This is a genomic window from Serinicoccus sp. CUA-874, from assembly GCF_001942225.1.
GTDB lineage: Bacteria > Actinomycetota > Actinomycetes > Actinomycetales > Dermatophilaceae > Ornithinicoccus > Ornithinicoccus marinus.
On record NZ_MKJZ01000005.1, the window covers coordinates 35,981 to 57,058 of the forward strand.

The 21,078-nt window shown below is 73.1% G+C and carries 17 protein-coding genes and 3 pseudogenes; 3 read left to right on the forward strand and 17 right to left on the reverse strand.

Annotation, left to right across the window (positions count from 1 at the left end):
• Nucleotides 1-4: 4 nt before the first annotated feature.
• The 7 genes and pseudogenes from carB to efp all read right to left on the reverse strand — a co-directional run bounded on the left by carB (nt 5) and on the right by efp (nt 8,589).
• Nucleotides 5-3,400, reverse strand: a pseudogene (gene carB, locus BJF80_RS02215) (carbamoyl-phosphate synthase large subunit).
• Nucleotides 3,401-3,404: 4 nt separating this feature from the next.
• Nucleotides 3,405-4,560, reverse strand: a pseudogene (carA, locus tag BJF80_RS02220) (glutamine-hydrolyzing carbamoyl-phosphate synthase small subunit).
• Nucleotides 4,557-5,891 carry a dihydroorotase gene (locus BJF80_RS02225; RefSeq protein WP_075811075.1) on the reverse strand — a complete coding sequence of 445 codons (1,335 nt, stop codon included), beginning with the start codon at nt 5,889-5,891 and terminating at the stop codon, nt 4,557-4,559. The pseudogene carA and the gene BJF80_RS02225 overlap by 4 nt, the downstream one beginning before the upstream one ends.
• Nucleotides 5,888-6,826: an aspartate carbamoyltransferase catalytic subunit gene (locus BJF80_RS02230; protein ID WP_075811076.1), complete on the reverse strand. Its 939-nt coding sequence runs from the start codon at nt 6,824-6,826 to the stop codon at nt 5,888-5,890. The genes BJF80_RS02225 and BJF80_RS02230 overlap by 4 nt, the downstream gene beginning before the upstream one ends.
• On the reverse strand, nt 6,823-7,410 hold the full coding sequence (gene pyrR, locus BJF80_RS02235) for a bifunctional pyr operon transcriptional regulator/uracil phosphoribosyltransferase PyrR (RefSeq protein ID WP_075811077.1): 588 nt from the start codon (nt 7,408-7,410) through the stop codon (nt 6,823-6,825). Before pyrR ends, BJF80_RS02230 begins: the two co-directional genes overlap by 4 nt.
• A 201-nt stretch (nt 7,411-7,611) precedes the next feature.
• Nucleotides 7,612-8,025 carry a transcription antitermination factor NusB gene (nusB, locus tag BJF80_RS02240; protein ID WP_022924107.1) on the reverse strand — a complete coding sequence of 138 codons (414 nt, stop codon included), beginning with the start codon at nt 8,023-8,025 and terminating at the stop codon, nt 7,612-7,614.
• Nucleotides 8,026-8,028: 3 nt separating this feature from the next.
• Nucleotides 8,029-8,589 (reverse strand): elongation factor P, encoded by a 561-nt coding sequence (gene efp, locus BJF80_RS02245; RefSeq protein ID WP_022924108.1) that lies wholly within the window; start codon nt 8,587-8,589, stop codon nt 8,029-8,031.
• A gap of 128 nt (nt 8,590-8,717) precedes the next feature.
• Between efp and BJF80_RS18680 the strand changes: the two genes are divergently transcribed.
• Together BJF80_RS18680 and BJF80_RS02250 are read left to right on the forward strand one after the other, a co-directional pair.
• Nucleotides 8,718-8,891 carry a hypothetical protein gene (locus BJF80_RS18680; RefSeq protein WP_158068355.1) on the forward strand — a complete coding sequence of 58 codons (174 nt, stop codon included), beginning with the start codon at nt 8,718-8,720 and terminating at the stop codon, nt 8,889-8,891.
• On the forward strand, nt 8,867-9,190 hold the full coding sequence (locus BJF80_RS02250) for a hypothetical protein (RefSeq protein WP_075811078.1): 324 nt from the start codon (nt 8,867-8,869) through the stop codon (nt 9,188-9,190). The genes BJF80_RS18680 and BJF80_RS02250 overlap by 25 nt, the downstream gene beginning before the upstream one ends.
• Nucleotides 9,191-9,195: 5 nt before the next feature.
• Here BJF80_RS02250 and aroB read toward each other — a convergent pair whose 3' ends face one another.
• From aroB to BJF80_RS02300, 9 genes and pseudogenes are all read right to left on the reverse strand, one after another.
• Nucleotides 9,196-10,290, reverse strand: coding sequence for a 3-dehydroquinate synthase (gene aroB / locus BJF80_RS02255; RefSeq protein WP_237767390.1), 1,095 nt, complete (start codon nt 10,288-10,290; stop codon nt 9,196-9,198).
• On the reverse strand, nt 10,275-10,784 hold the full coding sequence (locus BJF80_RS02260) for a shikimate kinase (RefSeq protein WP_075811079.1): 510 nt from the start codon (nt 10,782-10,784) through the stop codon (nt 10,275-10,277). The genes aroB and BJF80_RS02260 overlap by 16 nt, the downstream gene beginning before the upstream one ends.
• Entirely contained in the window at nt 10,781-12,043 is a 1,263-nt protein-coding gene (gene aroC, locus BJF80_RS02265; RefSeq protein WP_075811080.1) for a chorismate synthase, read from the reverse strand. Before aroC ends, BJF80_RS02260 begins: the two co-directional genes overlap by 4 nt.
• A 59-nt stretch (nt 12,044-12,102) precedes the next feature.
• Complete coding sequence (locus BJF80_RS02270; protein ID WP_143553935.1) at nt 12,103-12,489, reverse strand: A24 family peptidase; 387 nt, start codon at nt 12,487-12,489, stop codon at nt 12,103-12,105.
• A gap of 328 nt (nt 12,490-12,817) precedes the next feature.
• On the reverse strand, nt 12,818-13,672 hold the full coding sequence (locus BJF80_RS02280; RefSeq protein ID WP_321166332.1) for a shikimate dehydrogenase: 855 nt from the start codon (nt 13,670-13,672) through the stop codon (nt 12,818-12,820).
• Complete coding sequence (gene mltG, locus BJF80_RS02285; RefSeq protein ID WP_075811084.1) at nt 13,642-14,937, reverse strand: endolytic transglycosylase MltG; 1,296 nt, start codon at nt 14,935-14,937, stop codon at nt 13,642-13,644. The genes BJF80_RS02280 and mltG overlap by 31 nt, the downstream gene beginning before the upstream one ends.
• A gap of 55 nt (nt 14,938-14,992) precedes the next feature.
• The gene (gene ruvX / locus BJF80_RS02290; protein WP_143553937.1) at nt 14,993-15,469 is read right to left on the reverse strand and encodes a Holliday junction resolvase RuvX; all 477 of its coding nucleotides are present in this window, start codon (nt 15,467-15,469) and stop codon (nt 14,993-14,995) included.
• A pseudogene (alaS, locus tag BJF80_RS02295) lies at nt 15,466-18,155 on the reverse strand (alanine--tRNA ligase). The gene ruvX and the pseudogene alaS overlap by 4 nt, the downstream one beginning before the upstream one ends.
• A gap of 64 nt (nt 18,156-18,219) precedes the next feature.
• Nucleotides 18,220-19,626, reverse strand: coding sequence for a replication-associated recombination protein A (locus tag BJF80_RS02300; RefSeq protein WP_075811085.1), 1,407 nt, complete (start codon nt 19,624-19,626; stop codon nt 18,220-18,222).
• Nucleotides 19,627-19,644: 18 nt separating this feature from the next.
• Here BJF80_RS02300 and BJF80_RS02305 point away from each other — a divergent pair, with 18 nt between their 5' ends.
• Entirely contained in the window at nt 19,645-20,433 is a 789-nt protein-coding gene (locus BJF80_RS02305; protein WP_075811086.1) for a GNAT family N-acetyltransferase, read from the forward strand.
• 96 nt (nt 20,434-20,529) lie between these two features.
• On the opposite strand, the gene BJF80_RS02310 is transcribed toward BJF80_RS02305, so the two are convergent.
• Nucleotides 20,530-21,018, reverse strand: a complete 489-nt coding sequence (locus BJF80_RS02310; RefSeq protein ID WP_075811100.1) for an AAA family ATPase — start codon at nt 21,016-21,018, stop codon at nt 20,530-20,532.
• Nucleotides 21,019-21,078: the final 60 nt, after the last annotated feature.

Sequence of the window (21,078 nt, forward strand, 5' to 3'; positions counted from 1 at the left end):
GTCCTCAGCGCCCGCCGGACGCGCGGGCATACAGGTCCAGCGCCCGCGCGTGCTCCTGCAACGGCGCCACACCGAGGGGGCCCGCGCGCATCGCCTCGATGCCGAGCACCGCGACCGCGAGCTGCTGGACGGTCGTGATGATCGGGCGGTCCAGCGACGTCGTCGCCGCCCGGATCGCATAGCCGTCGGCCCGCGCGTCGCGGCCGGAGGGCGTGTTGATGACCATGTCCACCTCGCCGTCGGCGATCTGGTCCACGATCGTCCGGACCGTGCCGTCGGCGCGGCCCTCGCTGTGCTTGTGCACAACCTGGGCCGGTATGCCGTTGCGCCGCAGGACGTCCGCGGTCCCCTCGGTCGCGAGCACCGAGAAGCCGAGGTCCACGAGGCGCTTGACCGGGAAGATCATCGAGCGCTTGTCACGGTTCGCCACCGAGACGAAGACCGTCCCTTGTGTCGGCAAGCTCGACCCGGCCCGCAGCTGGCTCTTGGCGAAGGCCGATCCGAAGGCCGCGTCGATCCCCATGACCTCGCCGGTCGAGCGCATCTCCGGCCCCAGGATGGAGTCGATCGCCTCGCCGGTCTGGGTGCGGAAGCGGCGGAACGGCAGGATCGCCTCCTTGACCGAGAAGGGGGCGTCGGCGGGCAGCGAGCCGCCGTCGACGCCCTGGGGCAGCACCCCCTCGTCGCGCAGCTGCTGGATCGTCGCGCCCAGCATCACCCGGGCCGCGGCCTGCGCCAGCGGCACGCCGGTCGCCTTGGCGACGAAGGGGACGGTGCGGCTGGCCCGGGGGTTGGCCTCGAGCACGTAGAGCACGTCCTGGGCGAGCGCGAACTGCACGTTGATGAGGCCCCGCACGCCGATGGCCTCGGCCAGGAGCGGGTCGCCTCGCGCACCGCGTCCAGCTCGGAGCGGCCCAGGGTGAACGGCGGCAGCACGCAGGCCGAGTCGCCGGAGTGGATCCCGGCCTCCTCGATGTGCTCCATGATGCCGCGACGTAGAGCTCGGTGCCGTCGTAGAGCGCGTCGACGTCGATCTCCACCGCGGTGTCGAGGAAGCGGTCGATGAGCACCGGGTGGGCCTCGTCCTCGCCGGTCGCCGCGGTCGCCCGGCCGACGTAGGAGGTGAGCGACTCGTCGTCGTAGACGATCTGCATACCGCGTCCGCCGAGGACGTAGGAGGGCCGGACCAGGACGGGGTAGCCGATCTCCCGGGCGACGGCGAGCGCGTCGTCCACGGTGTATGCCGTGCCGTGCCGGGGCGCGGTGAGGCCGGTCTCGGCCAGCACCCGGCCGAACGCTCCGCGGTCCTCGGCGAGGTGGATCGCCTCGGGCGGGGTGCCGACGATCGGGACCCCCTCGGCCTTGAGCGCGGCCGCCAGCCCGAGCGGGGTCTGGCCCCCGAGCTGGACCACGACCCCGGCGACCGGACCGGCCGCGCGCTCGGCGTGCACCACCTCCAGGACGTCCTCCAGCGTGAGCGGCTCGAAGTAGAGCCGGCTCGAGGTGTCGTAGTCGGTCGAGACCGTCTCCGGGTTGCAGTTGACCATGACCGTGTCGAAGCCGTGCTCGCGCAGCGTGATCGAGGCGTGCACGCAGGAGTAGTCGAACTCGATGCCCTGGCCGATGCGGTTGGGCCCCGACCCGAGGATGAGGACCGCGGGCCGCTCGCGCGGCCGGACCTCGGTCTCCTCGTCGTAGGAGGAGTAGTGGTAGGGCGTCTGCGCGGCGAACTCGCCGGCGCAGGTGTCCACGGTCTTGTAGACGGGGCGCACGCCGAGCGCGTGCCGCACCCCGCGGACCACGGCCTCCTTGAGACCGGTGAGCTGGGCCAGCTGTGGGTCGGAGAAGCCGTGCCGCTTGGCGAGCCGGAGCAGCTCCGGGGTCAGGCGGCCACCGGAGTTGGTGCGCGCCTCCGCGCGGACCCGCTCGGCGATCTCGTTGATCACGGCGATCTGGTCGAGGAACCACGGGTCGATGCCGGTCGCCTCGTGCGCCTCCTCGACGCTCGCGCCGCCCCGCATCGCCTGCTGGACCAGCACCAGCCGGCCGTCGGTCGGGGTGCGGGCCTGGTCGAGCAGCGCCCGGGCCATCTCCCGCGTCGGCGCCTCGTCCTCGCGCCAGTGGAAGCTGGTGTGCGTGGCCTCGGTCGAGCGCAGCGCCTTCTGCAGCGCCTCGGTGAAGTTGCGGCCCAGGGACATCGCCTCGCCGACGGACTTCATCGTCGTCGTCAGCGTCGGGTCCGCCAGCGGGAACTTCTCGAAGGCGAAGCGCGGGACCTTGACGACGACGTAGTCCAGGCTCGGCTCGAACGCAGCCGAGTAGAAACCACCATGCCGAAGGCGGACCGGGGGGTGCCCGGGGGGCGGAGCCCCCGGGGGGTGGTGATGTCGTTGGGCACCTCGTCGAGGGTGTAGCCCAGCGCCATCTTCGCGGCGATCTTGGCGATCGGGAAGCCCGTCGCCTTGGACGCCAGGGCCGAGGAGCGCGACACCCGCGGGTTCATCTCGATGACGATGATCCGCCCGTCGGCGGGGTTGACCGCGAACTGGATGTTGCAGCCGCCGGTGTCGACCCCCACCTCGCGGATGACGGCGATGCCGATGTCGCGCAGCCGCTGGTACTCCCGGTCGGTCAGGGTCATCGCCGGGGCGACCGTGATCGAGTCTCCGGTGTGCACACCCATCGGGTCGAGGTTCTCGATCGAGCAGACGACCACGACGTTGTCCGCGCGGTCGCGCATGACCTCGAGCTCGTACTCCTTCCACCCCAGGATCGACTCCTCGAGCAGCACCTCGGTCGTCGGGCTGTCCTGCAGCCCCGCCCCCGCGATGCGGCGCAGGCTGGCCTCGTCGAAGGCGAAGCCGGAGCCCAGGCCGCCCATGGTGAAGGAGGGACGCACCACGACGGGGTAGCCGAGCTCGTCGGCGGCCGCGAGCACCTCCTCCATCGTGTGGCAGATCGCCGAGCGGGCCGACTCGGCGCCGCAGCGCTCGACGACGCCCTTGAAGGCCTGCCGGTCCTCGCCCAGCTGGATCGCCTCGACGTTGGCGCCGATGAGCGGGGCGCCCAGGCGCTCCAGCGCCCCCGACTCGTGCAGGGCGATCGCGGTGTTGAGCGCTGTCTGCCCGCCGAGGGTGGCCAGCACGGCGTCCGGCCGCTCCCGCTCGATGATCGACTCCACGATCTCGGGGGTGATCGGCTCGACGTAGGTCGCGTCGGCGACCCCCGGGTCGGTCATGATCGTCGCCGGGTTGGAGTTGACCAGGACGACCCGGATGCCCTCCTCGCGGAGCACCCGGCACGCCTGGGTGCCGGAGTAGTCGAACTCGGCGGCCTGCCCGATGACGATCGGGCCCGACCCGATGACGAGGACGCTGCTGATGTCGTCGCGCTTGGGCACTGGCTCAGGACTCCTTGGTCGAGGTCTGCAGGAGGTCGACGAAGCGGTCGAAGAGGTATTCCGCGTCGTGCGGGCCGGCCGCGGCCTCGGGGTGGTACTGCACGCTGAAGGCGGGCACGTCGACGCACGCCAGGCCCTCGACGACGTCGTCGTTGAGGGCGACGTGGTCGCAGCGGACGGCGCCGTAGGCGGTGTCCACCGGCTGGTCGGTCGGTATGCCGTCGGGCCAGGCGATCGCGAAGCCGTGGTTGTGGCTGGTGACCTCGACCTTGCCGGTGGTGCGGTCCAGCACCGGCTGGTTGATGCCGCGGTGGCCGAACGCCAGCTTGTAGGTGTCCAGCCCCAGCGCGCGGCCGAGCAGCTGGTTGCCGAAGCAGATGCCGAAGAACGGGATGCGCCGGTCGAGCACCTCCCGCAGCAGCGCCACCTCGTGCTCGGCGGTCGCCGGGTCGCCCGGGCCGTTGGAGAAGAAGACGCCGTCCGGCTCGAGGGCCAGCAGCTCCTCGCTGGTGGTGTGGCTGGGCAGCACGTGCACCTCGATGCCGCGGCGCGCCATGAGCGCCGGGGTCATCCCCTTGATGCCGAGGTCGAGCGCCGCCACCCGGAAGCGGGTGGGGGTGCCCTCCGGCGGGGACACGACATACGCCTCCTGCGTGGAGACCTCGGCGGCCAGCGCCGAGCCGGCCATGCGCGGGGTCTCGGTGACGGTGCGCAGCAGCTCCTCGTGCGAGGCGCGCGCGGCCTCGCCGGAGAAGATCCCGACCCGCATCGCGCCGCGGTCGCGCAGGTGGAGCGTGAGCGCGCGGGTGTCCACACCGCTGATCCCCACCACCCCGGCGTGCTCGAGCGCCTCGCCGAGGTCGCCCTGCGAGCGCCAGTTGGAGGGGCGGATCGCGGGGTCGCGGACGACATACCCGGCGACCCAGATCCGCTGACTCTCCATGTCGGCCTGGTTGACCCCGGTGTTGCCGATGTGCGGCGCGGTCATGACGACGACCTGGCGGTGGTAGGACGGGTCGTGAGGGTCTCCTGGTAGCCGGTCATGCCGGTGCAGAAGACCGCCTCACCGACGGTGCGACCGCGGGCGCGTAGGCCTCACCTCGAAAGGTGCGGCCGTCCTCGAGGACGAGGACGGCGGCCTCGTGAGTCGTCGTGGTCACCGGTGGCTCTCCTCGTGGTCGGCTCCCCAGACGAGCCCCTCGCGCGCCGTCACCTGGCCCCGGAGCATCGTCAGGTGGACGGCGCCGGTCAGCTCGCGGCCGTGCCAGGGGTTGTTGCGGGACAGCGAGCGGGAGCGGGCGCGGTCCACGGTCTGGGTGCGGGTCGGGTCGACCAGGGTGAGGTTCGCCGGGGCACCCGCCACGACCCCCTGGCCGTGGTGCGCGAGGCGGGCGATCCGCGCCGGGGCGCTCGACATGCTGCGGGCGACATCGGCCCAGGTCATCCGGCCCTCGGCGACCATGATCGTCGACACCACCGGCAGCGCGGTCTCCAGCCCGAGCATCCCGAAGGCGGCGTCGGCGAAGGCGTGCTCCTTGTCCTGGCGGACGTGCGGGGCGTGGTCGGTGGCGACCGCGTCGATCGTGCCGTCGGCCAGCGCCTCGCGCAGGGCCAGCGTGTCCTCGGCCGGGCGCAGCGGCGGGTTGACCTTGTAGGTCGGGTCGTAGCCCCCCAGCTCGGCCTCGGTGAGCATGAGGTGGTGCGGGGTCACCTCCGCGGTGACCGCGATCCCCTGGGCCTTGGCCCAGCGGACGACCTCGACGCTGCCGGCGGTGGAGACGTGCGCGACGTGCACCCGGGAGCCGGTGTGCCGCGCGAGCATGACGTCGCGCGCCACGATCGTCTCCTCGGCCACGGCGGGCCAGCCCGGCAGCCCCAGCCGCCCGGACAGCTCCCCCTCGTGGCAGCATGCCGAGCCGTCCGCCAGGCGCGGGTCCTGCGCGTGCTGCGAGACGACCCCGTCGAAGGTCTTGACGTACTCCAGCGCCCGGCGCATGAGGCGCGCGTCGTGGACGCAGCGGCCGTCGTCGGAGAACACCCGGACCCGGGCGCGGGAGCGGGCCATGAGCCCGAGCTCCGCGAGCTCCTCACCCGCCAGGGACTTGGTGACGGCACCGACCGGCTGGACGTCGACATACCCGGCGCGGCGGCCGAGGTCGAGGACGGTCTCGGCGACCTCGGCGGAGTCGGTGACCGGGGTGGTGTTGGCCATGGCCAGGACCGCGGTGAAGCCGCCGAGCGCCGCGGCCTGGGAGCCGGTCTCGACCGTCTCGGCGTCCTCGCGGCCCGGCTCGCGCAGGTGGGTGTGCAGGTCGACGAGACCGGGGAGCAGCACGAGTCCGTCCGCGGAGAGGCGCGAGATGCCCTGAGGGGCCTCCGCGCCGGCGTCGGTGCCGACGGCGCGGATCGTGCCGTCGACGACGAGCACGTCGGCGGCACCCTCCCCCGCGATGTCGGCACCCGTGATGAGCAGGGGCGGCGTGGTGCTCACGGCGCGTCTCCTTCCCCGGCGAGGAGGTGGTAGAGGATCGACATGCGGACGGCCACGCCAGCGCTGACCTGGTCGAGCACCAGCGAGCGCGCGGCGTCGGCGGCGTCCGCGGAGATCTCCAGGCCCCGGTTCATCGGGCCCGGGTGGCAGATGACCGCGTGGTCCTGCAGCAGGCCGAGCCGCCGGGCCGTGAGGCCGTAGGTGACGGCATACTCGCGGGCGGTCGGGAAGTAGCCCCCGCTCATCCGCTCGCGCTGCACCCGCAGCATCATCACCGCGTCCACCTGCGGGAGGACCTCGTCGAGGTCGTAGGAGACGTCGAAGCCGTCGGCGGCCGCCCAGCCGGTGACGCCGCTGGGCATGAGCGTCGGCGGTGCCACCAGGGTGACGTGCGCGCCCAGCGCCCGCAGGCAGAGCAGGTTGGAGCGCAGCACCCGGGAGTGGGTGAGGTCGCCGACGATCGCGACGTGCCGACCGGCGAGGTCGTCCCCGCCGAGCGCGCGGCGCAGGGTGTAGGCGTCGAGCAGCGCCTGGCTGGGGTGCTCGTGGGTGCCGTCGCCGGCGTTGACGATCGAGCAGTCCACCCAGTCCGCGATCTGCGCCGGGGCACCGCTCGCAGGGTGCCGGATGACCATCATGTCGACGCCCATCGCGTCGATGGTCAGCACCGTGTCGCGCAGCGACTCGCCCTTGGAGACCGAGGTGCCCTTGCCGGTGAGGTTGATGGTGTCGGCGCTCATCCACTTGCCGGCGATCTCGAAGGAGGCGCGGGTGCGGGTGGAGTCCTCGAAGAAGAAGTTGATGATGGTGCGGCCGCGCAGCGTCGGCAGCTTCTTGACCTGGCGGTCCTGGACCTCGTGCATGGACACGGCGGTGTCGAGGATCGAGGTGATCTCCTGCGGGTCGAGGTCGGCGATCGAGAGCAGGTGCTTCACGCGATCCACACCCCCTCGACCTCGTCACCGGCGCCGGTGAGCCGGACCATCACGCGCTCGGTGCGCGAGGTCGGCAGGTTCTTGCCGACGTAGTCCGCGCGGATCGGCAGCTCGCGGTGGCCGCGGTCGACGAGGACCGCCAGCCGGACCGCGCTGGGGCGGCCCAGGTCGGCGAGACTGTCGAGCGCGGCGCGCACCGTGCGGCCGGAGTAGAGCACGTCGTCGACGAGGACGACCACCTTGCCGTCGACGCCGCCGGCCGGGACGCTCATCGGCTCGGGAGCACGGGTGGGCTGGCTGCGCAGGTCGTCGCGGTACATCGTGATGTCCAGCGAGCCGGTCGGCACCGTGCCGCCCTCGACGCCGGCGATGGCCTCGGCGAGCCGCTGCGCGAGCGGGACGCCGCGGGTCGGGATGCCGAGCAGGACCAGGTCGGCGTGGCCCTTGTTGCCCTCGAGGATCTCGTGCGCGATCCGCGTCAGGGCGCGCTGGATGTCGTCGCTGGCGAGGACCTCACGTCCTTCGTGATCGGGCGGCCGGGTCGGTGACGGCGAGGCCGCCTCTCGGTCACGGGCAGGGCTCATGCGGGCCCACTCTCCTTCCCCGCCTCACAGGACGGTGGTTAAAGGACGTGTCGGTGCGCACCACCCTACAACCACGACACCCCGCTCTCCCCACCCCCGAGCGGCCGCACGGTCTGCGTCGGCCGAGCGCGCGCTCGACCGAGGCGAGATCCGGTGGCGCCGTCACGCCCGGGATGTCAAGGCATACCGCGCTGCGGTCGGTCAGACGATGGTGGGCTTGACCTCGGAGATGCGGGCGAGGAGGCCGTTGACGAAGCCGGGGGACTCGTCGGTGCTCATCCGCTGGACCAGCTCGACCGCCTCGGAGACGGCCACCATGTCGGGGACCTCGTCGTTCCAGAGGATCTCCCAGGTGCCGACGCGCAGCGCGGCGCGGTCGACCGCGGCCATCCGGTCCAGGCTCCAGCCCTGGGACCAGGTCGCGAGGACCTCCTCGATCTGGCCCCATCGGCTGACGACGCCGCGCACGACCTCGACGGTGTAGTCGGGCAGCGCGTGCTGGGTCGTGGGGGCCTCGATCCGCTGCTCGAGCAGCTCAGCGACGTTGACGCCGCGCTGCTCGGCCTCGAACAGCAGCTCCAGGGCCCGCTTCCGGGCCCGGGTGCGTGCCGCCACGGGTCAGTTCACGCGGCCGAGGTAGGAACCGTCGCGGGTGTCCACCTTGACCTTCGTGCCGGTCTCGAGGAAGAGCGGCACCTGGATCTCGGCGCCGGTCTCCAGGGTCGCCGGCTTGGTGCCGCCGGTGGAGCGGTCCCCCTGCAGGCCCGGGTCGGTCTGGGTGATCTCCAGCACGACCGACGGCGGCAGCTCGACGTAGAGCACCCGTCCCTCGTGCTGGGCGATCATGGCCCGGTTGTTCTCCAGCAGGTAGTTGGCCGCGTCGCCCATCGCCTCGGGGCTCACCGGCACCTGCTCGTAGGTCTTCTCGTCCATGAAGATGTAGTCGGTGCCGTCGTGGTAGAGGTACTGGTAGTCCGACCGGTCGACGGTCGCCGTCTCCACCTTGGTGCCGGCGTTGAAGGTCTTGTCCACGATCTTGTTGGTCAGGACGTTCTTGAGCTTGGTCCGCACGAAGGCGGGGCCCTTGCCGGGCTTGACGTGCTGGAACTCCAGCACCTGCCACAGCCCGTTGTCCATGTCCAGGACCATGCCGTTCTTCAGGTCGTTCGTGCTTGCCACGTCGTGTGTCTTCCTTCGGTATGCCGGTCTAGCGTGCTCAAACCCGGTCGAGTCTACCCGGGCCGGGGCCACGCTCCCCCGCACCGGCCTCCCCGCCCGGGCGACCGGCATACGGCACGGTGAGCGGTATGAAGTCGAGCACCGCCCTGGCGATCCCCGCTGCCGGCCTCGCCGCCGTCGCGGTCCGCGACCTCACCCAGCGCCAGCACGCGACCCTGCGCAGCTTCCCGGTGCTCGGCCACGCCCGCTACGCCCTGGAGAAGATGGCCCCACGGGGGTGGCGGCGCAGAACCGGTGGCTGACGCGTGGGCTGGACCCGGACCTCACGTCGGCCCGGGCGGCCAACTACCTGCGCTCCTGGCGGCGCGAGATGCTCAAGCTGGCGGAGGCCTGTGGCGTCGTGCACCCGGCCCTCATCACCGGCGACATGGTGGAGATCCTGCTCGGCCACCGGGCCTCGACACCGCTGTGGCAGCAGGTCGGCTACGACTCCCCCGACTGGGGGCTGCCCTCGACCGCCCAGGTCGAGCAGCTGCGCAGCATCATGGCCGCGGCTCCGCACGGCGGCTCCGCCGAGCCGTCGGCGACCGCGCGGCGCTGACCCGGTCAGCCGCAGACCGCGGCATACGCCGCGACGAGGTCCTCCTCGGGGGGAGCGACGAGCCGCGTGGGACGCGCGAGGCCCTCGAGCGCCACGAAGCGCAGCGTGGCCCCGCGCGACTTCTTGTCGCGGCCCATGGCCGCCCGCAGCTGCTCCCAGCGCCCCGGGAGGTATGCCGTGGGCAGGCCGACGGACTCCAGCACCCGCCGGTGCCGGTCCAGGAGCGCCGCCGGCATCACCCCGGCCCGGTGGGCCAGCTCGGCGACGTAGACCATCCCCACGGCGACGGCGTCGCCGTGCCGCCAGCGGTAGTCCTCCACCTGCTCGACGGCGTGGCCGAAGGTGTGGCCGTAGTTGAGGATCTCCCGCAGCGAGGACTCGGTGAGGTCGGCTGCGACGACGTCCGCCTTGACCTGCACGGCCCGGGCGATGAGCTCCAGCGTGCGGTCGGGGTCGGCGAGCGGGTCGCCGGCACCCGTCGGGTCCGCCTCGACGAGGTCGAGGATGACCGGGTCGGCGATGAAACCGCACTTGACGACCTCGGCCAGGCCTGACACGTAGTCGGCCCGGTCCTGGGTGGTCAACCAGGCCGGGTCGCACAGCACCTCGACGGGCGGGTGGAAGGCACCGACGAGGTTCTTGCCCGCTGCCGTGTTGATGCCGGTCTTGCCGCCGACGGCCGCGTCGACGACGGCCAGCAGCGAGGTGGGCAGCTGCACCGCCTCGACCCCGCGCAGCCAGGTCGCCGCGACGAAGCCGGCGAGGTCCGTCGTGGCTCCCCCGCCGATGCCGACGACGAGGTCGGAGCGGGTGAAGCCGGCCTCGCCCAGGACGTCCCACAGGTCGACGAGGACGCCCGTGGCCTTGGCCGCCTCCGCGTCCGGGACCGGCGCGAGCCGCGGGCGCGCGCCCGCGGCGACCAGCACCTCGGCGGCCTCCTGCGCGAGCTCCTCCCGTCCCCGCTGGTGCACGACCAGCACCTGCCTACCCGGCTCCGGACCGGCGTGGACCGCCAGCCGCTGCACGGCGTCGGGGCCGACGTGCACGGCATACGGCTGCTCCCCGCCGACCGGGATGGTGCGGCTCAGCGGCTCAGCCACGCGCCCACCTCGTCGGCGATCTCCTCCGGGGTGCGACCGGCGGTGTCGACCCGCAGGCCGCTCACGCTCTCGTAGGTCTCGCGCCGGGCGTTCATGAGCCGGGTCCAGGCGGCGCGCGGGTTCACCAGGAGCAGCGGCCGCGAGGCGTCGAACCCGACCCGCTTCGAGGCGTCCGCGATGCCGACGTCGAGGAAGACCACGACGTGCCCGCCCGTGAGCGCCTCGGCCACGTCCGGCTGCATCACCGCGCCGCCGCCGAGCGCGAGCACGCCCTCGTGACCGTCCAGGGCCCGCAGCACCTCGGCGCGCTCCATCTCGCGGAAGGCCGGCTCGCCGTCCTCGACGAAGATGTCGCTGATGGAGCGCCCCTGCGCGGCCTCGATCGCGGCGTCAGAGTCGTGCAACGTCACCTCCAGCCGGTCCGCGAGGACCTGGCCGACGGTGGTCTTGCCCGCTCCGGGAGGTCCGACGAGGACGACGACGGGACGGCTCACCGGTCCCCCTCCGTCGCGGGCGTGCGCTGGTGCTCGGCCACCGCCGCGAGGTAGGCCGCGTGGTTGCGCGCGACCTCCGGCACCGAGTCGCCGCCGAACTTCTCGAGGACGGCGTCGGCCAGCACGAGGGCGACCATGGCCTCGGCCACGACGCCGGCGGCCGGGACGGCGCAGACGTCGGAGCGCTGGTGGATCGCGGTGCCCGCCTCACCGGTGGCGGTGTCGACGGTCCGCAGCGCGCGCGGCACGGTGGAGATGGGCTTCATCGCCGCCCGGACGCGCAGCACCTCGCCGGTGCTCATGCCGCCCTCAGTGCCGCCGCTGCGCAGGGTCGAGCGCCGGATCAGCCCGTGCTCGTCGCGGTCGATCTCGTCGTGCGCCTGGCTGCCGCGACGGGCCGCCGTGCGGAAGCCCTCGCCGACCTCGACCCCCTTGATCGCCTGGATGCCCATGAGCGCCCCCGCCAGCCGCGAGTCGAGCCGGCGGTCCCAGTGCACGTGCGAGCCGAGACCGGGCGGCACCCCGTAGGCCAGCACCTCGACCACCCCGCCGAGCGTGTCGCCCGCCTTCTTGGCGGCGTCGACCTCGGCGACCATGGCGGCGGACAGCTCGGGGTCGAGGGTCCGGACCGGGTCGGCGTCGACGCGGTCCACGTCGTCGGCGCCGGGCAGGCTCGCCGGGTCCGGCGCGTCGTCCTCGATACCGGGGACGCCGGCGCGCCCGATGCTCACGGTGTGCGAGACCAGGCGTATGCCGGTGGCCTGCTCGAGGAAGGCGGCGGCGACCGCGCCGAGCGCCACCCTGGCCGCCGTCTCGCGGGCCGAGGCCCGCTCGAGGACCGGCCGGGCCTCCTCGAAGCCGTACTTCGTCATGCCCACCAGGTCGGCGTGGCCGGGCCGCGGCCGGGTGAGCGGCCGGTTGCGGGCCAGCTCCTGCGGGGCGCCGACGTCGTCGGCCCCCTGCAGGTCCTGCGCCGGCACCGGCTCGGGCCCCATGACCGCCTGCCACTTGTGCCACTCGGTGTTCTCGATCTGCAGTGCCAGCGGCGACCCCAGCGACAGCCCGTGCCGCATCCCGCCGAGGAAGTGCAGCCGGTCGGCCTCGAAGCTCATCCGGGCGCCCCGGCCGTAGCCGAGCCGGCGCCGGGCGAGGGCGCCCTCCACGGCCTCCCGCTCCACCGTCACGCCCGCGGGCAGACCCTCCAGGACGGCGGTCAGGGCGGGGCCGTGGGACTCACCGGCGGTCAACCAACGCAGCATGGCGTCATCCTCCCACGCAGGTCACCCCACCCTGGCGGTCACCACCGCGGGCGGGCTGCTCAGGCCAGCCCGACGAGCATGCCCTGGCCGACGAGCAGCCCCAGGAGCGCGCCGAGCATCATCGCCGGACCGTAGGCGAACTCGCCCTTCCAGCTGACCTTGCGCCCCACGAGCAGGCCGAGGGCGAACAGACCGCCGACCAGGAAACCGGCATAGATCCCCAGGACCGCCTCAGGCCACCCGAACCAGCCCAGCCCGGCACCCAGCACCACGGCGAGTTTGACGTCGCCCAGCCCGAGGGCGAGTGACCCGCGCGCCAGCGAGAGCAGCGCGATGAGCAGGTAGAACCCGCCGGCACCCACACCGGCCAGCAGCGCCCGCAGCAGCGGGTCGACACCTCCGCCGACGAGGGCGGCCACCGGGAGCCCGACCCCCAGCAGCCCCATCGTCGGCACATGATCCGGTCCGGGAGCCGGTGGACGTCGAGGTCCATCGCCGCCAGGCAGACGCAGGAGAGCACGACCGGCAGCAGCGTCAGGCTCAGGACGAGCGCCACCGGCCACCCGGGCACGGCGTCGTCGGGCACCTGCCACACCCGGTGCAGGAGGGCCGCAGACGACAGGCCGAGGGCCACGGGCACCCACCAGCGGCGTCCCGGCGAGGGTTCGTCGACCTCGTCCGGCTTGCGGTAGGTCGTGCGCTCCAGCCAGCGCGCGACCGGGAGCCCCAGGACCGCGACCACGACCGCGACCACCGAGGGCAGCACCAGGTCGGTCACGAGGTCGCCTCGGCGGCGAGGTGTCGGCTGAGCGCCCGGTCCATCGCGGCGGTCGGCCCCGGCCGCCCCGTCATCAGCTCGACCTGGCGCACCGCCTGGTGCAGCAGCATCCGCGTTCCCCTCACGACCTGGACCCTACCGCCCGTCGCCGACAGCACCGCCGTCCCGACGGCGCTCGGCCAGGGGTCGTAGCTCACGTCCATCACGACCGGCAGCCGCCCCGTCGTCCCGACGACGGGTGGGGCGGGTGCACCACCAGGCAGGGTGCTGACGACCACGTCCACGCCGCCCAGGGGTATGCCCTCGGCCAGGCGGCTCACGGTCGTCCCCATCCCGATCCGCTCGGTCAGCTCGCGGGTCGCCGGTCGCAGGTCGTCCCGCACGCAGCAGGTCAGCCGGTCCACGCCGAGGGCGTGCAGGGCGACCACGACCGACCGGGCCGTGGCCCCGCCGCCGAGCAGCACGGCACGCCCCGCCCGTCCGACCCCCGCCTCGCGCAGCGCCGCGGTGAGCCCGTGGACGTCGGTGTTGTGGGCCGACCAGCCCGCCTCGCCCCGCACCAGGGTGTTGGCGGCCCCGACCGCCACCGCCTCCTCGCCCGCGACATCGGCCAGCGCGAGCGCCTCCTCCTTGCCGGGCATCGTCACCGAGAGCCCGACCCAGTCCGGCCCCAGGCCGGCGACGTGCCGCGCGAGCCCACCGGAGCCGACCTCGGCCCGGTCGTAGGACCAGCCGCAGAGCCCCAGCTCGGCATACGCGGCCCGGTGCAGCACCGGGGACAACGAGTGGGCGACGGGTGAGCCCACGACGCCGGCGCGCCTCAGCACTGGTCCGGGTTGTCCTCGCACCACTGGAGGAACTCGTCCTGGTTGACGAGGTGCTCGTCGTAGGTCTCGGCGAACTTCGTCTCACCGGTCGAGGGGTTGACGGTGACGAAGTAGACCCAGTCGCCGGGCTCGGGCTCGAAGGCGGCGCGCAGCGCGTCCTCGCCGGGCGAGTTGATCGGCCCCGGGGGCAGACCCGGGTTCCGATAGGTGTTGTAGGGGCTGTCGTGCGCGCGCTGCTCCTCGGTGGTGCCGGCGCGCCCGCGCTCCTGGAAGATGAAGTGGATGGTGGAGTCCATCTGCAGGAAGCCGTCGGTCTCGGAGTTGCCCTCGATGCGGTTCTCCATGACCCTGGCGATCTTGGGCAGGTCCTCGGCGAACTGCCCCTCGCCCTGCACGATGCTCGCCTTGATGACGACCTCGCGCAGGTCCTCCTCCGGTATGCCGATGTCGGAGTAGACCTGCTGCCCCTGGTCGATCATCGTCTGCAGCTGCTCCTGCGGCGTGCTGTCCGGTCCGAACTCGTAGGTGCTGGGGTAGAGGAAGCCCTCGAGCTCGCCCTCCGCGGCGGCGGGCAGGTCGAGGTCCGCCGGGTCGACGGACTCGTAGTCGGCCACCTCGTGGTCGGTGCCCTCGGCCAGCAGCTCGAAGGTCTCGGCGACCCAGAGACCCTCGCGGATCGTCACGCCGTTGCGCTCGCGGAACGCAGGGTCGAGCAGCCGTGCCAGCGCCGCCTCCGAGCTCATCTCGTGGGCCATGCGGTAGGTCCCGGGCTGGATCGCCGCGGCGTCCGGCTCGGCCTGCAGGGCGGTGGAGAACGCGGAGACCGAGCCCACGACCCCCTCGTCGGTGAGGATCTGGGCGATCTGCCCACCGGCCGCGCCCTGCGGGATCTCGACCATCACCTCGCCGCTGCCCTCGCCCTCGTAGTCCGTGGTGTCGACGGACTCGCCCGCGGACAGGTCGGGCAGCATCGAGCGCAGGGACCCGAAGGAGTAGACCGCCGCCACCACCACGACCACGGCCGCGAGGGCGAGCGCCAGACCCTTGAGCACCGGGTTGCGGCGCCGACGGCGTGGCCCGAACATCAGCTCCTCGTGCTCCTCGTGCTCCTCGTGCTCCTCGGGCGAGAGCACGTGGTCGGCGAGGGACTCGTCGTCGTGCCGAGCGCCGCGCATCCCGAGCACGTCGTCCTCGAGGTGTGCCGCGCCGTGCTCGTCGGCATAGCCCGCGCCGAGGTGCTGGTCGCCGGGTTCGTCGTGCGCGTCGCGCCCGCCGGGCGGCTGGCTCATGTGGCGTCCTTCGCGTCAGGGTCGCGAGACCGTCGGCCCCGTGGCTTCCTCGCCTTCAGGGGCGAGCCGACGGGGCGGCCGGCTCGGCGAGCGTCCAGGCTCCCTGGAGGATAAGCACCGCCGCCGCCTGATCGACGACGCCACGCTGGTCACGGCCCCGGACGCCGCTGCTGTGCAGCGCCCGGTGCGCGTCGACCGTGGTCAGACGCTCGTCCCACAGGCGGACCGGCACCTCCAGGCGCCGTTGCAGCCGCTCAGCGTACTCCCGCGCCCGGGCGGCGGCCACCCGCTCCTGGCCGTCGAGGGACCGCGGGAGCCCGACGACGACCGTCACGGCAGCCCGCTCCTGGACCTCGTCCGCGACGCGGTCCAGGTCGGTGCTTCCCTCGTGGTCCCGCCGCAGCGTGTCGACGGGGTGGGCGAGCAGCCCGAGCGCGTCGGAGGCGGCCAGGCCCACCCGGGCCTCGCCGACGTCGATCCCCAGCAGGACGCCGGCCGGCCCCTCCGGCGACGCCCCGTGCGGATCGCTCACCCTCGCAACGCGTCCTCGACCGCGCGGAGCGCGGTGCCGGTGGCGGCAGCGTCCTGGCCGCCGCCCTGCGCGAGGTCGTCCTTGCCGCCACCGCCGCCACCGAGCGCACCGGCCCCGACCTTGACCAGCGCGCCGGCCGTGGTGCCGCGCTCCCGCGCCGCCTCGTTGGTGGCGATGACCACGACCGGGCGGCCCGACTGGACGCCGGTGAGGGCCACGACCGAGGGCCGGTCCTGACCCAACCGGGTCCGCAGGTCGGTGACGAGGCGGCGCAGGTCGTCCGCGCCGACGCCCTCACCCAGGTCGTGCCCCAGGAAGGTGGTGCCGTCGACGTCGCGCGCCTGGTCCACGAGCCCGGCCGCCGAGGACAGCACCTGGGAGGCCCTGGCCTGGGCGATCTCCTTCTCCGCGTCCTTGAGCCGTGACACCAGCTGGGCGACCCGGTCGGAGAGCTCGTCCGGACGCACCTTGAGGGTGTCGGTGAGCTGGTTGACGATGATGTTCTCCCGCGCCAGCTGGGTGTAGGCGTCCGCGCCGACGAGGGCCTCCACGCGACGGATGCCGGACCCGATCGAGGACTCGCCCACGATCTTGACCAGGGACAGCTGCGCGCTGCCCGGGACGTGGGTGCCGCCGCACAGCTCCAGGCTCCACGGGCCGCCCACGGAGACGACGCGCACGAGGTCAGGGTAGCGCTCCCCGAAGAGCGCCATCGCGCCCATCTCCCGGGCCTCGGTGAAGCTCATCTCGGCAGCACTGACCTGCAGGTCCTCCATGAGTCGCTCGTTGATCCGCGCCTCGACCGCGGCCAGCTCGGCGGCGTCCAGCCCCCGGGTCGAGCGGAAGTCGAAGCGCAGCCGTCCTGGGGCATTCTCCGAGCCGGCCTGCGTGGCGTTGTCGCCGAGGGTCTCGCGCAGCACCTTGTGCACGATGTGCGTGGCCGTGTGCGCGCGCGACACCGAGGCGCGGCGCACGACGTCGATCTCGGTGAACGCACCCTCGCCCACCGCGACCTCGCCCTCGACGAGGCGACCCCGGTGCACGACGAGCCCGGGCACCGGGCGCTGCACGTCGGTGACCTCGAAGAGTCCGCCGCCACCGAGCCGGATGGTGCCGTGGTCGGCCAGCTGACCGCCGGCCTCGGCGTAGAAGGGGGTGCTGCCGAGCACGATCTCCAGCTCGGCACCGTGCTCGGCCGCGTCACCCCCGACCCGGGTCCGCTCGACCTCCTGCCCACCGGCGAGGAGCCCGAGCACGCGGTCCTCCCCCGTCATCTGCTCGTAGCCGGTGAACTCGGTCGCCGCGCCCAGCCGGTCGGCCAGCCCGCGGTATGCGCCCGCTCCGCCCCTGCCGGTCTTCTTCGCCTTGGCGTCGGCCTTGGCCCGCTCCCGCTGCTCGGTCATGAGCGTGCGGAAGCCGTCCTCGTCGACGCTCAGCCCCTGCTCGGAGGCCATCTCCAGGGTGAGGTCGATGGGGAAGCCGTAGGTGTCGTGCAGCGCGAACGCTCGGAGCCGGCGAGCCGGGTCGAGCCCGCCTCCTTCGCCCGGGCGACCGCACCGTCGAGGATGCTCGTGCCGCTGGCGAGGGTGCGGCGGAAGGCCTCCTCCTCGGCATACGCGACCTCGCTGATCCGACCCCACTGCTCCTCGAGCTCGGGGTAGGACGCCTTCATGACGTCCTTGCTCACCGGCAGCAGGTGCGGCAGCGCGGGCTCCTCGACCCCGAGCAGCCGCATCGAGCGCACCGCGCGGCGCAGCAGGCGGCGCAGGACATACCCCCGGCCCTCGTTGCCCGGCACCACGCCGTCGCCCATGAGCATGAGCCCGGAGCGCACGTGGTCGGCGACGACGCGGAAGCGCACGTCGTCCTCGTGGTCCTCGCCGTAGGTCCGGCCGGCGAGCTCCTCGGCGCGCTCGATGACCGGGTAGACCTCGTCGATCTCGTAGAGGTTGTCCACGCCCTGCAGCAGGTAGGCGACGCGCTCCAGGCCCATCCCGGTGTCGATGTTCTTGCTCGGCAGCTCGCCGGCGACGTCGAAGTCGGTCTTGGAGCGCACCTCGGTGAGCTCCTCCTGCATGAAGACGAGGTTCCAGATCTCCAGGAAACGGTCCTCGTCGACGACCGGGCCGCCGTCAGGGCCGAACTCCGGGCCGCGGTCGACGTAGATCTCGCTGCACGGGCCGCCCGGCCCGGGGACGCCGGTGTGCCAGTAGTTGTCCTCCAGCCCCCGCTCCTGGATCCGCTCCGGCGGCAGGCCGGCGACGCGCTCCCAGAGCTCGCGCGCCTCGTCGTCGCCCTTGAGCACGGTGACCCAGATGGACTCGGGGTCGAAGCCCAGGCAGCCCTCGTGCTGCGACCCGGTGACGAACTCCCAGGCGTAGGAGATCGCCCCCTCCTTGAAGTAGTCGCCGAAGGAGAAGTTGCCATTCATCTGGAAGAACGTGCCGTGCCGGGTGGTCTTGCCGACCTCCTCGATGTCGAGGGTGCGCACGCACTTCTGCACGCTCGTCGCACGATCCCAGGGCGGGGTCTGCTGACCGGTGAGGTAGGGGATGAAGGGAACCATCCCGGCGACCGTGAACAGCAGCGTCGGGTCCTGGCTGACCAACGAGGCGCTGGGCACCACCGCGTGGCCCTTGCTCTCGAAGAACGACAGCCAGCGGCGGCGGATCTCGGCGGTTTCCATGGTCTCCTCACGAGGCGGATCGGGACTGATCCACTCTAGATCACCGGCGCCACCCGGTATGCCCTCACTCCCCGCCGCGGAGGCGCCCGCGGATGACCCGGCGCAACTCGGCCCAGCGCGGGCCCAGTCGCTCCTCCCAGCCCCGGTTGGTGGGCCGGTAGTAGTCGGCGTCGGCCGCAGCGAGGTCATCGGGGAGGAACTGCTGCTCCCCCACCCCGGCGGGTTCGTCGTGGGTGTAGCGGTAGCCCTCGCCGTGACCGAGCCGCGTGGCCCCGGCATACCCCGTGCCCCGCAGATGAGGCGGGACCGGGCCGCCCTTGCCGGCCCGGACGTCGGCGATCGCGGCGTTGACCGCGGCGTAGGCGGCGTTGGACTTCGGCGCCACGGCGTTGTGCACGACCGCCTGCGCGAGGATGATCCGGGCCTCCGGCATACCGATCTGGGCGACGGCGTGCAGCGCGGCGACCGCGGTCTGCAGCGCCGTCGGGTCGGCCATGCCGACGTCCTCACTGGCCGCGATGACGATGCGGCGGGCGATGAACCGGGGGTCCTCGCCGGCCTCCAGCTGGCGGGCGAGGTAGTGCAGCGCCGCGTCGACGTCGGAGCCGCGCATCGACTTGATGAAGGCGCTGGCGACGTCGTAGTGCTGGTCGCCGGCCCGGTCGTAGCGCACCGCGGCCTGGGCCATCGCCTGCTCGACCTGGGCGAGCGTGATCTCGGTGACCTCGTCCTCGCGCCCGGCGGCCCGCTCGTCCGCGGCGACCCCGGCGGCCGCCTCCAGCGTGGTCAGCGCCCGGCGGGCGTCGCCGCCGGCCATCCGGACCACGTGCTCGGTTGCCTCCTCGCCCAGGGTGTGCGCCCCGGCCAGGCCGCGCTCGTCGGTCAGCGCGCGGGCGACGACGCCGCGCACGTCGTCGTCGTCGAGCGAGGTCAGGGTGACGAGCACCGAGCGGGACAGCAGCGGGGCGATGATCGAGAAGGACGGGTTCTCCGTGGTGGCGGCGACGAGGATGACGGTGCGGTTCTCCACACCGGGCAGCAGCGCGTCCTGCTGGGCCTTGGTGAAGCGGTGGATCTCGTCGAGGAAGAGGACCGTCTGCCGGCCGTGCAGCGAGCGCTCGCGGACCGCCTGGTCCATGACGGCGCGGACGTCCTTGACCCCGGCGGTGACCGCCGAGAGCTCGACGAAGGTGCGGTCGGCGGCGTGCGCGACGAGGTGCGCCAAGGTGGTCTTGCCCGTCCCCGGTGGGCCCCACAGGATCGCCGAGAGCGGGCCGGCCGCTCCCCCACCACCCTCGATGAGCCGCCGCAGCGGTGAGCCGGGCCGCAGCGCCTCCCGCTGACCGACGACCTCCTCCAGCGTGCGAGGCCGCATCCGCACCGCGAGCGGGGCGAGGAGCGCCCCGCCGGCGTCCCCGGCCGCGGCCCCTGCGGTCGCGTCGCTCTGGGCGGAGGTGAACAGGTCGGACACGGATGTCAGGCTAACGCCGTGGACCGACTGACCCGGCACGCCGACCTGCTGGCGCTCTCCGGAGGCGACCCGTGGGTGCGCTGGGCGTTGCCGGACCCGCTCCTGGGTGAGGTGTGGGTGCACGAGGACGTGGCGCTGGTGCAGCGGCTCGGCGAGCGGCCCGGCTTTTGGGTCGCGCCGCTGTCCTCGGGTATGCCTGATGCCGGCGCCGACCCTCGGGAGGGCTCCCGGGTCCGGGCCGCCCTGACCCAGCTGCGCGACGGGGGTCACCTGCGGCGGCTGGCCGCACGGGCGGTGTCGGTGCCGCAGGAGCACGCGGCCGTGGCGCACGAGGTGCTGGACCTCGGCGGCGGGGGCGACTGGGAGTGGATGTGGACGCAGGAGCCACCCGAGGTCGACGTCCGCGAGCGCGACGTCATACCCCTGGACGACGCGGCTGACGCGGCCGAGCTGGAGTCGTTCACGCGTGCCCACAACCCGCGGGTCTGGACCGAGATCGGCACCGGGCGCGTGCACCGGTGGGTCGGGCTGCGCGACCGCTCTGGCGGACTGGTCGCGATCGGCGGGGCGGAGCGCGAGGCAACGGGCATACCCCACCTCGCCGGGATCGTCACCGCCACCGACCGTCGCGGCGCCGGGCTCGCGCGGGTCGTCAGCGCCGCGCTGACGCGGTGGGCGGTGGCCGAGCACGGCGTCTGCACGCTCGGCGTCTTCAGCGACAACGACGCCGCCCGGCGACTGTATGCGCGGATCGGCTATCGCACCGCCCGCGCCTGGCACTCACGCATGCTCGCCCGGAGCGACTGACCCATGACGCCCAGTGGCCACTCCGGTGACCCGAGAGGCCGCTGACGTGCCCCGGAGTGGGCCACTCGACATTTGGGCCTGGAGACCTCGCCCTGCTCAGGGGTGCCTGACGCCCACGACGCGGGTGACGATCTCGTCGACGGACTCCTCGGCGGTGATGCGCTCCTCCTCGACGAAAGGCAGCGGCTGCCAGCCGTGGTGCCATCCGGCCATCGCCTCGACCCCGAACTCCCTGGCCTGCGGCCTGGTCGCGTGCCGGCGCACCGTCTCCTTGAAGGTGAGGTCGAAGGCGAAGAACCGGGCGTTCCCGGCGAGCGTGGCCGACCGCTGGAGCATCGGCCCGTAGGTCGTGGCATCGAGAATGCCGTCGAGCACGACGTGGTGCCCGCGGTGGAGGCAATGACGGGCGGCGACCTCGGGCATCTCGGCGTGCGCCGTGCCCTCACCGGTCCGCTCGCGATAGACGACCCGCCGGACGTGGTCCTGCTGGAGGATCGCCGTCGGGGGCGGTGCGAGTAGCTCCTGGAGCCGACGCGCCACCGTGCTCTTCCCTGACCCGGAGTTGCCGCGGACCACGATGAGCATGATCGCCACCGTCGCGGCGACGGGTCGGCCCCTTCCCTTGACAATCGTACATGTGTTCGA